Source organism: Sorangium sp. So ce385, assembly GCF_051474135.1.
Classification (GTDB): Bacteria; Myxococcota_A; Polyangia; order Polyangiales; family Polyangiaceae; genus Sorangium; species Sorangium cellulosum_D.
In genome coordinates this window covers 9,178,551-9,189,347 of sequence record NZ_CP150337.1, presented here as the reverse complement: position 1 = coordinate 9,189,347, position 10,797 = coordinate 9,178,551, and the positions used below count along the sequence as shown (strand labels likewise).

General features: G+C 73.4%; 7 protein-coding genes and 1 pseudogene. 4 read left to right on the top strand and 4 right to left on the bottom strand.

Annotated elements, in window-relative coordinates; genetic code table 11:
• Nucleotides 1-9: 9 nt before the first annotated feature.
• Entirely contained in the window at nt 10-2,454 is a 2,445-nt protein-coding gene (locus tag WME83_RS33400; protein ID WP_437313758.1) for a thrombospondin type 3 repeat-containing protein, read from the bottom strand.
• A gap of 232 nt (nt 2,455-2,686) precedes the next feature.
• Entirely contained in the window at nt 2,687-4,696 is a 2,010-nt protein-coding gene (locus WME83_RS33395) for a hypothetical protein (RefSeq protein ID WP_437313757.1), read from the bottom strand.
• A gap of 527 nt (nt 4,697-5,223) precedes the next feature.
• Here WME83_RS33395 and WME83_RS33390 point away from each other — a divergent pair.
• From WME83_RS33390 to WME83_RS33380, 3 genes and pseudogenes are all read left to right on the top strand, one after another.
• Nucleotides 5,224-5,922: an alpha/beta fold hydrolase gene (locus WME83_RS33390; protein ID WP_437313756.1), complete on the top strand. Its 699-nt coding sequence runs from the start codon at nt 5,224-5,226 to the stop codon at nt 5,920-5,922.
• A gap of 186 nt (nt 5,923-6,108) precedes the next feature.
• Nucleotides 6,109-6,201 (top strand): annotated as a pseudogene (locus WME83_RS33385) (hypothetical protein); the annotation flags it as partial.
• A gap of 507 nt (nt 6,202-6,708) precedes the next feature.
• Complete coding sequence (locus tag WME83_RS33380; protein ID WP_437313755.1) at nt 6,709-7,056, top strand: glutathione binding-like protein; 348 nt, start codon at nt 6,709-6,711, stop codon at nt 7,054-7,056.
• A gap of 231 nt (nt 7,057-7,287) precedes the next feature.
• Here the strand turns inward: WME83_RS33380 and WME83_RS33375 are convergent, their stop codons facing one another.
• Together WME83_RS33375 and WME83_RS33370 are read right to left on the bottom strand one after the other, a co-directional pair.
• Nucleotides 7,288-8,205 (bottom strand): fatty acid desaturase, encoded by a 918-nt coding sequence (locus tag WME83_RS33375; protein WP_437313754.1) that lies wholly within the window; start codon nt 8,203-8,205, stop codon nt 7,288-7,290.
• Between the two features lie 703 nt (nt 8,206-8,908).
• Nucleotides 8,909-9,901 (bottom strand): FAD-dependent oxidoreductase, encoded by a 993-nt coding sequence (locus tag WME83_RS33370; RefSeq protein WP_437313753.1) that lies wholly within the window; start codon nt 9,899-9,901, stop codon nt 8,909-8,911.
• Between the two features lie 210 nt (nt 9,902-10,111).
• Here WME83_RS33370 and bluB point away from each other — a divergent pair, with 210 nt between their 5' ends.
• Nucleotides 10,112-10,786, top strand: coding sequence for a 5,6-dimethylbenzimidazole synthase (bluB, locus tag WME83_RS33365; protein WP_437313752.1), 675 nt, complete (start codon nt 10,112-10,114; stop codon nt 10,784-10,786).
• Nucleotides 10,787-10,797 lie beyond the last annotated feature (11 nt).

The following is a 10,797-nucleotide window of genomic DNA, read 5'->3' as shown; positions in this document are numbered from 1 at the left end:
GCGCCGCGCTTACGCGCGCCGCCGGCCGCACGCGAGCCGCAGCATGCCGCCGAGGAGCGCGAGCCACGGCGCGAGCGGGCCGCCCGCCGGCGCGCCGCCCGCGGCGTGGCAGTCACAGCCGGGTCCGCCGCCGCCGAGCCCGCCGCTGCTGCCCCACGACGACGACGACGCCTCGCCCGACGAGCTCGTCGCGCTCGAGTCCGCCGGGCCGCCGCCCTCCCCCCCTGGGCAACCCTGGTTCGAGGCATGCCCGGCCTCGGTCGGGCACTCGTCGTGGACGTCCCTCACGAAGTCGTTGTCGTCGTCGGCGTCGCACGCGTCCCCTGCGCCGTCGCCGTCGGTGTCGGCCTGATCGGCGTTCTCTCGAGCCTCGCAGTTGTCGCACGCGTCGCCCACGCCGTCGCCGTCGGTGTCGGCCTGGTCCCGATTCTCGACGACAGGGCAGTTGTCCATGCCGTCGAGCGCGCCGTCGCCGTCCGCGTCGGCGAAATCCTCGTCGCAGGCGTCGCCGGTCCCGTCGCCGTCCGAGTCCTCCTGGCCGGGGTTCTCCGCCTCGGGGCAGTTGTCCGCGTCGTTGTTCACGCCGTCTCCGTCGTCGTCGGCGTCGCACGCGTCGCCGACGCCGTTGCCGTCCGAGTCCCGCTGATCGGCGTTCTGCGTCCGAGGGCAGTTGTCGTCGGCGTCGAGGACCTCGTCGTCGTCGTCGTCCGGGTCGCAGGCGTCGCCCGCGCCGTCGCCGTCGGTGTCGCGCTGGGTCGAGTTGGCGGTGGAAGGGCAGTTGTCCGACCCATCCGGCGCGCCGTCGTCGTCGTCGTCCGGGTCGCAGGCGTCGCCGGCGCCGTCGCCGTCGAGATCCTCCTGACGCGGGTTGTCCGCATGAGGGCAGTTGTCGCCCGCGAGCACGCCGTCGCCGTCGAAGTCGATCGCGCCGGGCGTCGGGACGCCGCACGCGGCCCAGGTCGACGACGCCGGCTCGCCGGTCTCGTTCGCGCCGGTCACCCCGTTCCCCCCGCTCGCGCTCTGGGCGCCTTCGGTGAAGTCCTGCCGGCAGCTCCCGTTCGCGGTCGACAGCGGCGCGTGCAGCGCGGCGTCGTCCGCCGCGTCGTCCAGGTAGGCGCTCGGCGCGGCCCCGGGGTCCGGCCCGTCGATCGATACACCCGTCTTGTTGACAGGCGTGTTCGCCCCCGTCACTCCATAAAAGACGTAATCTACGTCCTTCACGAGATCGCTCACGCCGTCCCAGTAAAAGAGGATCAGGAGCTCATGATCGTTCGTCAGCCCGCGCGTCTCTCCCACCGATCCCGGGATCGGCAGCCGCATGTCGGGCACCGCGGCGGCCGACTTGCCCTCTGCGCCGTCGCTGTGGATCTCGTAGGTGGGGGGCGCGCCCCAGCCCTCGAACGCCCTGCTCTCGTTGCACCCCGTGCGGTAGCACTCGGCGCCTCCGAGCGACACGGTCTGGACCTCACCGGGGCCGATCTCGGCGCCATCCGGGAAGCGCACGAGGAAATCATTCGTATTCGGGAGCGTCGGGGCCGGCGTGACGAGCTGGTAATAGAAGCGGTAGTCCGCGAGGTAGTAGTCCGACAGATCGACCGGCGCGCTGCCCGGGTTGTAGATCTCGACGAACTCCGCGGCCGTCGGGTGGACGAGGAGCTCCGTCAGGAGGAGCTTCGCGGGGCTCGACGCCTGCGCGCGCATCCGGCCGTGGAGCGCGTCGAGCTCCAGCGTGACGACCTGCCCCGCCGCCGCGCTGAACGCGCCGTTCGAGGAGTCTCGCGGGGCGTAGCTCCAGCCGTTCGCCCCGAGCCTCGTGCTCCAGGGGCCCTGCGCCGCGAACTTGAAGGACGCGCCGGAGAGCGCCGTCCGGGCCACGAAGCGGTACGTATACACCCCATCGCCCGCGACGCGATCGCCGAGGTTGCCGTCGTCCCGCGCGACCGTGAGGGAAGAGGACGGGTTCCAGTCGGTGTCGCCCACGGAGCTCTGCCAGTCTCCGACGGCGACCCACACCTGCGGTGCGCCGCCTTCGTCGAGCGAGGCGCTGCGCGAGTCCGAGGCCGACTCGGTCGCCGGCAAGAACCCTTGTGCGGTCAGGTCGCGCTTGTCGTAGTAAAAGGTGACATCGTAGGGCGGTGTCCCGCCGGCCAGCGTGAAACGCAGGCTCTCGCCGCTGGCCGCCCCGGCGCCGCCGTCCGCGAGATCGACCCCGTTTCGCGAGATCTTGTACTCGACGTCTCCCGGCGCCGCGAACGAGACCGCCGCCGTGAAGACGCCGTCCCCGGCCACCCTGTCCGGGGCGATCCCGTCGTCGCGGAGCGGCGCGCCGCGGCGCGCATCCCACGTTCCGAGCTCCGGCGTGGAGCCGGTCACCGTCGGCGAGGAGAGCGCCGCCCTGGGCAGGAGCGAGAGCAAAGCGAAGCTGATACCGACGAAGGAGCGGCGTCGTCGCACGGGGCCACCTCGGTGCCGGGGCGAAATATCCGGACAAGCGGAACCCTAGCGCAGGACGGACGAACAACGAAGTCACAAAGCAGGAACGATCCAGCGCTCGTGACGCGGCGTCACGCGCCATCCATCGGTGAGCGACGAGTCCCGACTCGCCCGCGTCGAGCGGCGTAAAGGTGCCTCGATGTCGCGGCCCAGGCGCGCGGGTCGCTCCAGCGACCCGCGCGGCGCCGCGCCCTCAACGCGGGACAGCCGCTGTGGCCGGGCGAGGCGAGTCCTCGCGATGCGAGATGCTCGTGGGAACGCCCTTTACGCTCGTCTGACCGGCGGGGTCGCCCGTCGCGTCGAAGAGGGCGAGCGCCCTCGTGTAGTCGAGCGCCGCGCCGGCGGTGTCGCCCCGCTCGCAGCGCAGGTCGGCGCGCGCCTTGAGCACGGCCGCCTGGCCGGCGCCGTCCCCGAGCGCCTCGAAGAGCCGGAGCGCATCCTCGTAGTCGCGCTCCGCGCCCGGGAGCGCGCCCCGCTCGCGCCGCAGGTCGCCCCGGGCCTTGAGCGCGGCGGCCTCGCCGCGCCGATCGCCGCTGTCCCGGTAGAGCAGGATCGCATTGCCGAAGTCGCGCGCCGCGAGCGCCGTCTGGCGCTCCCGCAGCCGGAGGTCGCCGCGGGCCTGCCACGTGCGCGCGTGGGTCTGCTCGCACCCGAGCGCCCGGAGGAGCTCGGCTTGCGGGAGGATCTCGCGCGCGGCGCGGGCGCTCGCCCCGCGGCGCTCCTCGGCGCCGCTCTGCGGCGAGCGGAGCTGGCTGAGGACGCGCTCTTCCACGCCCTCGAGGATGTAGAGCGCCCGGTCGTAGTCGCGCGCCGCGCCCGCGAGATCCCCCTCGCGGAAGCACAGATCGCCGCGCGCCTTCAGCACGTTGGCCTCGCCCGAGCGATCGCGGCAGGCCCTGAGGAGCGTGAGCGCGCAGCCGTAGTCGCTCGCCGCGCCCTGCGCGTCGTCCTGGTCGAGCCGGAGGTTGCCGCGGGCGAGCAGCCCCATCGCCTCTCCGGTCCGGTCGGACGCCGCCCTGAACACCGAGAGCGCCCGCTCCAGATCGCGCGAGGCGGCCGCGAGGTCCCCCTGCCGCCGGCGCAGGTCGCCGCGGAGCAGGAGCGCCGTCGCCTGGCCGCGCCCGTCCCCAGCCGCCTCGAACGCGGCGAGCGCCTCGCCGTAGTCGGACGCGGCGGCCTCGAGCGCGCCCTCGCGCAGGCGCAGGGCGCCGCGCGCGAGGAGCTCCTTCGCGGCGCGGAGGGCGTCGTCCTCGACCGGCGCGCTCCGCGCCGCGGCGCGCTGCGCGTTCGCGCGCACCGCCTTGCGGAGGACGTCGCGGTGGCCCGGGCGGCCGCGCTCGCGGGCGGCCGGCGTGGCCCGGAGCGTCCCGAAGGTGCCCCGCCGCTTGCTCGCGAGCTCGGCGCGCCGCGTCCCCTCGAGCGCCGCCAGCGCGCGCGCGCCGAGCTCGGGGAGCGCGTCGCCGGCGAGGCGCGCCGCCTCGTCGAGCAGCCGCTGCTGGACCTCGGTCGGGAGCCCGAGATCGATCACCGTGCAGGCGTCGACGAGCGCCCGCGCCAGCACGTCGGCGCCGCGCGCGCCGTCCCGGAACGGGGCGATGTCGAGGGCCGCGAACACCTCGCCGGCGACGCGCCGGCGCATCGCCGCCTCGGGCCGCCCCTCGACCGCGGCCGTCCAGAAGAGGAGCGCCTGCATCGCGTCCGCCGCCCCGCCGTGCAGCGCGTCCCAGCGCTCCGCGTCGCCGGCCACGTCCTTGCGGGCCACGGCGCGCACGAGCGGCGTCACCCGGTAGGTCTGCGTGGCCTGATCGAGCGACGCCAGCCGGCCATGCACGAGCAGCTGGAGCGGCCGAGCGGCCGAGGGCGCGGGCTTCCCCGCCGCGGCGGCGACCGCCTCCAGCGGGACCCCCGCCGCGGGGAGCACGGCGAGCGCTTGCACCACGCCGCGCGCCTCCTCGCCGAGCGACTCCAGCGCGTCACCGAAGACCACGCCCAGGATCTCGTCCCCAGGCCCTCCCGGATCCAGGTGTGTTGCATTTTTCCGCAAATACGCCTCGGCCGACATCCCCGTCCGCCGCAGCGTGGCCGCGGCGATCTCGATCGCAGCCGGCAGGTACCCGAGCGCGGCGACGAGCGCATACGCCCACTGGACCTCTGCTGCGGGCGGGGCGTCCGTCCCCCATGCACCCTGAGAGAGGGCGGACATCGCAGCGGATACCGAGAGCACCGAGACCCTGAGCTCAGCTGTCTTCCGATCTCCGGACGTGGAGCGGAACCTCAACATTTCGCCTCTGTCATTCCCGAAGAGCTGGTTATCCGAGCAGGCGCCGCCGGGCTCTCGGCCCGTGCCGACACGCCTGCTGGCTCCCGTGAGCCTGGAGATTGCTGCTGTTTCGAAGAGCTTAGCGCGGCGCGGGACGGGCTCAACGACCTTCCAGGTTTTCGCATGCGGCGGCCTGCGCTGCACGCGCTCCGCGCCGCCACTTCGCACCGGCGCCGCGCGCGCGGTGGCACGCGCCCGGCATCGGCTTGCGGCTCATGAGAAAGCGCGCCGGACGAGATGGAACGATGGAACCCTGCGCTGGACACCCGCGCGGCGCCGCCGAAGCGTCTGTCCTGTGGCCGGATCGAAGAGAGGAGAGCCCGCGCCTCTCGGCGGACTCCGCGGCGAGGCGAGCTTCGCGGGAGGAGAGCCGCGGACGGGAGATCCGGGTCGGCGATGAGGTCGTTTATGTGACCGAGACGGGCACCGGGGCGCCGGTGGTGTTTCTGCCCAGCATGCTGATCGCCGGGATGACCTACCGCCCCACGGTGGACGCGATCGCGCGGCGCGCCCGGGTGCTCGTCGTGGAGCTGCCGGGCTCGAGCCGGGGCTCGCGGCTGCGCGCGCCGTGGTCGCTGGAGCGGTACGCGCGCTGCGTCGACGACACGCTGCGAGCGTTGCGGCTCGATCGCGTGACGCTGATCGGCCACTCGCTGTCGGGCGCTGCGGCGCTGGTCACCGGCGCCCTGTACCCCGAGCGGTTATCCGGGCTCGTGCTCGCCGATACTGTCGGCGTCAACCCGCCGCGCTCGGTCTTCTCGCTCGTGTGCGCGCGCGTGGCCGACGCGCTGCTCGAGCCGCGCTTCTCCGTGCGGGCGGCGCCCGCTCTCCTCTACAACCTGCTCGTCCACACGCGGAGCACGCTGAGCCTCGTGCGGATCGCCGCGACGGCGGAGCTGAGCGGCTACGCCGCGCGCGTGCGCGTGCGGACGCTGCTCGCGTGGGGCGCGCGCGATCGCACGGAGCCGCTCGGCTCGGCCCTCGCCATCCAGCGCCTGATCCCGGGCTCGACGCTCGTCGTCTCCGCGAAGGGGAGCCACGACTGGATCGTGGGGCGACCCGCGGAGTTCGCGGATGCGGTGGCGAGGTTCATGGCGCGCGGCGGCTGAGCGCCGGGGGTTCGTGGCCCGCGGGCGTGCGCGATCGCCGTCGAGGGCGAGCCGTCGACGCGGCGAGCCGGGCCGTCCTGCGCCCGCGCGACGCAGTCCGGCTGCGCGCGGCGCTCCTGCGACCCACCGAGCTCGACCTTAGCGCCGTCGCGCGCGGTCGAGCCTGCGACTGGCACACCGGCCTCCGTCTTCCGTCTTCCGTCTTCCGTCTTCCGTCTTCCGTCTTCCGTCTTCCGTCTTCCGTCTTCCGTCTTCCGTCTTCCGTCTTCCGTCTTCCGTCCCCCTCTTCGTGCGCCTGCGCGTGCGCGTGCGCGCTAGATCCGGAAATTCGCGCACGAGCACGAGAGACGAGCACGAGAGACGAGCACGAGAGACGAGCACGAGAGACGAGAGCGAGATGATAAGGAGGTCTATCGCTCTATCTGTCTCTTCATGTCCTGATGCCTTGGCGCTCCTGCCGTCTTTGCTCCGAGGCGCCGTATCGGGCCGAGCACCGCGCCGTGACGCGAGCGCCGCCGCCGGGTGCAAGCTCTTTCCCCTCGGCCTCGGGGCCGCCATGCGGTTCACGCTGCGCACGAGGACGGCCGACGGCGGGGACGGTACGCTCGACGGCGTCGATGTGTTCGAGCTGAACGAGCAGCGCAAGATCGCGAAGATCACGAGCTACCTCGACGCGCCCGGCGCCAGCGCTGCGGCGTCGGCGCCGCAGGCAGGCGCGCTCGAGGTGTGCTGGGCCAGCGGCAGCCCGCGCGCCTGGCGGGTCCTGCTGCTGCTCGCGGTGAAGGGGTGCCTTACACGTCGAAGATCGCGCGCGTCGTCGCCGAGCACGAGGGCTACCTGTACCCGGCGCTCGGCCCGGTCGCGCGCGCGGTCTTCTCCGGCGTCCCGACCGCGCTCGCCGACGAGGACCCGTCCGTGCGCGCGGCGGTCGCCACGCTGCACGAGGAGCGCGCGCGGTTCGAGGCGTCGCTCGCGCAGCGCGACCACCTCGCAGGCCCGCGCCTCTCGGCGGCCGACCTCACCGTCTACCCGTCGACCCAGCTCGCCGTGCGCGCCGCGACCCGACCCGCCGCAGCGCCGCTCCCTTTCACCGTCGCGCCGCTCGCCGCGCGCTACCCGAAGCTCGCGGCGTAGGGCGCGCGCATCGAGGTGCTGCCCGGCTACGACGCGACGTCCCCGCCGCACTGGCGCGCGGCATGATCCGAAGCGCACGCGCCGCCTCGTCTCGTCTCGTCGGCGGCGACGCGCGCTCGTGCGCGCGGGACGGCGGCGCGCTCACACGCGACGCGCTCACACGCGACGCGCTCACACGCGGCGCGCTCACAGGAAGCGCGCGGCAGCGGCGCGGCGCGCGCGCCGCGCGGATCAGAGGGCGTCGAGCTCGGCCGCCGCCTGCACCGGGTGGGCGGCGTGGATCGTGGGCGCGCGCGGCGCGGCGAGGCTGCCCGCCGCGAGCAGCGGCAAGGGCGCGCGCGGCGGGGCGAGGCTCTCCGACTGGAGCTTCATGAGCTCCTCGCGCTGGTACTTCCACACGGTCCGGTAGCGGAAGAACGGCACCGCCGGGTAGAGGTGGTGGATCAGGTGATACGTCTGCCCGAAGAGCAGCACGTTGAAGAGCGCGCTGTCGACCGCGCGCGTCGCGCGATACCGGTTCTGCGCCGCCGTGATGTCGTGCGGGTAGTGAGGCAGGTAGTCGAAGGCGAACGCGAGGAAGAAGATCGCGAGCCGCGCCGGCACGATCCAGTAGAGCAGCGCGAGCTCGCCGTGGCCGAGCCCGAAGGCCAGCGCCACGATCGCGAACATCGCCGCGAGCGTCGCGATCGTCTCGATCCGCTCGCTGCGCTTCTGCGCGTGGTACGAGCGCAGGAACAGGTAGTAGTAGTGGAGATCCTGCGTCGCCCAGCGCAGCGGGAGCAGGTACCACGGGCCGCGCCCGCTCCAGTGGTCGGGATCCCGGTCCGCGTCGTTCGTGTGCTTGTGATGCTCGAGGTGGAAGTGACGCACCGCCAGGAACGGCGCCATGAGCAGCAGCCCGGACAGCCGTCCGACCACGGCGTTCAGCAGCGCCGAGCGCGCCAGCGACCGGTGCGAGGCCTCGTGCATCGGCGTGAACACGGCGTACGCCGCGACCGCCGCCCCGAGCACCGCCGGCACCGTCGACACGAGGCCCGCGACGCCCGCGTAGACCGACGCCGCGAACAGCGCATACGACCCCGCGAAGAGCGCCAGCGTCGGCCACTCGATCGGCCGGGTCTGCAGCAGGCCGCTCGCCAGCGGAAGCACGCTCCAGACCGCCGGCCGCCCGGAAGGTCTCCCCGACGGCCTCCCTGAGGGCCGCCCCGACGGTCGCGCCGAGGGCCGTCCCGAGGGCCGGCTGGAGCGAGGCTCGTCGTTGTTCATCGTGAAATTCCAGACCGCTGGCCGCCCCGATGGACGACTGAGTCGATTCTCGTCGTTGTTCATGGCGTTCAACACTCCCGGGGGAAGCTTCGGTTCTTCACTTTGGTGACAGCGGACGACGGACGCCGGATCAAGCGCAAGCGAACGTTCGACCACCCGGGACCGCGCTCCAGGGATCGCGCCGCGAGATCGTCAGCGGCCGGCGATCTCCAGAGCGAGGTCCTCCACGGCCACTCTCTCGAATGAACAGGGGAGCGCCGTGGGCGTTTCCGCTGCGAGAGAAGGCGGGAGTTGCTCGCAGACGAGCACGAATCCAATCTAGCAGCCTCGCAACAAGAGCACAACGAGACTTTCGGAGCGATGCGTTGGGCTTCTGGTTAGCTGGATTTCAGGAGCGAGCTCTTCTGCTCCACCTTCACGGCTTCACAGCTTTCTCACGGCGGCGCGGCGGTTGCAGCCGTTGCGGCGGCCACGCGAGCGCGGCTTGACGGCGTGTCCGGGGCCAGCCCGGAGGCGAGGTGCTGAGCTCGCCGACGCCGTCGGAACACTGCGGGCGCGCTTTTTCTTTCTCTTTCCTGCGAGTTCCTCACGCGACGCAGCCGTCCGCCGGAGCGCCGCCGTGCCGCAGCATCGCGCTCACCTCGCTGGCACAACCCCACGCGAGCGTGTACCCCGCGCCACCATGGCCGTAATTGTGGATCACGCGGCCTTCGCGCTCGAGGCGCACGACGCTCCGGTACGGGCGCAGGCCGGCGCGCGCGCGGAGCAAGGCGCCTGGCCGAAGACCCGCCGCCCGCACCCGCTGGAGCATTGCGTCAGTACGCTCGGGGTCGGGCGTCAGCGAGCGGTCGTCAGGGGACGGAACGACGCAGCCGCCAATCACGATCTCGCGACGCCGCGGGACCACGTAGACGAGCGCGGATTCGTCCCTTTCATCACCCAATGCGACATCTAGGTGAATCTCGCCTGGCTCGACGATCGCTACCTGGCCGTAAAGGGCGAGGAGCTCGCCGTCGCCGGTGAGGGCGCGCGCCCCGAGCCCGGTGCAATTCACGACCACGTCGCCCTCGACCTCGGCGAGCGATCGCACGCGCTCGATGCGCACCGGGCGGTGGAGCTGGGACTCCAGCCAGGGCAGGTGCAGCGACGGCTCGATGCGCGGCGCCGTGAACCGGAAGCTGTGGGGCGCGCCCAGCGGGTGCGGCCCAGGCTCGAGCGCGAGGTCCGGGACGCTCGGGGCCCACCAGGGCAGCTGCACGACGTCCGACGCCTCGCGCGTCGTCAGGAGATCCACGCCCGCCTCCGGGTGCTCCGCGGCGATGCGCGTGAGCTCATCGAGCGTCGCCCGCGACCACGCGTTCACGCGCTCGGGCGGGTTCGTCGCGAACGGGTGCCACAGCGCGGCCGCGACCGCGGACGTCGTGTGCTCGCCGCGCTCTGCCGCGATCACCTGCACGCGGTGGCCGTCGCGCTGGAGGACGACCGCCGTGGTCAATCCGATCACCCCTGCGCCCACGACGGTGATGTCCAGCCCCGGAGCTTGCCTCGTCGATGACTCCACGATCGCGCGCTCTAGCACGCTGAGCTCCTGCGTCGAGATCGCGCGCCGCGCGCGTGATCGAGCCCGATCGGCGAGGCCGAACGGCGGGCGAGGCCGGACGGCAGGCGAGGCCGATCGGCCGGCCGCCCCGGGCGCGCTGACGCCGTCGCGCCGGCGGTGCTACGCAGTCGCGGATCCGCAGCGCCGGATCGCCGCCGTCGTGCGGCTCGGCGCGCGACGCGAGGGACCATGTCGAGCCACCGCTTCAACGATCCGGAGATCGCCGCCGTGTACCGCGCCATCCACGAGCGGCGCGACATGCGCCACTTCCTGCCCGGGCCGGTGGACCCCGACGCGCTCGCCAGGCTGCTCGCGGCCGCGCACGCGGCGCCGAGCGTGGGCATGATGCAGCCCTGGCGGTTCGTGCGGATCACGGCGCCGGAGCTCCGGCGCGACATCCACGCGCTCGTCGAGGCGGAGCGCCTCGCCACGGCGCGCGCGCTCGGGGAGCGCGAGGACGAGTTCATGCGCCTCAAGGTCGAGGGCGTGCTGGAGTGCGGCGAGCTGCTCGTCGCCGGCCTCATGGCGGGGCGCGAGGCGCACGTGTTCGGCCGCCGCACGCTGCCCGAGATGGATGTCGCGTCGGTGGCCGCGGCCATCCAGAACCTGTGGCTCGCCGCGCGCGCGGAGGGGCTCGGCGTGGGGTGGGTGTCGCTCTTCGACCCGGACCGGCTGGCCGCGCTGCTCGGCATGCCGCCGGGCAGCAGGCCGCTCGCCATCCTCTGCGTCGGTCACGTGGAGGAGTTCTACGGTCGCCCCATGCTCGAGGCGTGCGGCTGGGCAGCGCGCCGCCCGCTCTCGGAGCTCGTCGCCGAGAACGTCTGGCCCGAGGAAGCCACCGCGTCCACGCGCCGCCGCCCGTGAGCGCCGCGAGC

Coding starts and splice junctions, on each gene's coding strand:
- bluB (WP_437313752.1), top strand. CDS start 10,112: ATGTCGAGCCACCGCTTCAACGATCCGGAGATCGCCGCCGTGTACCGC.
- WME83_RS33395 (WP_437313757.1), bottom strand. CDS start 4,696: ATGTCCGCCCTCTCTCAGGGTGCATGGGGGACGGACGCCCCGCCCGCA.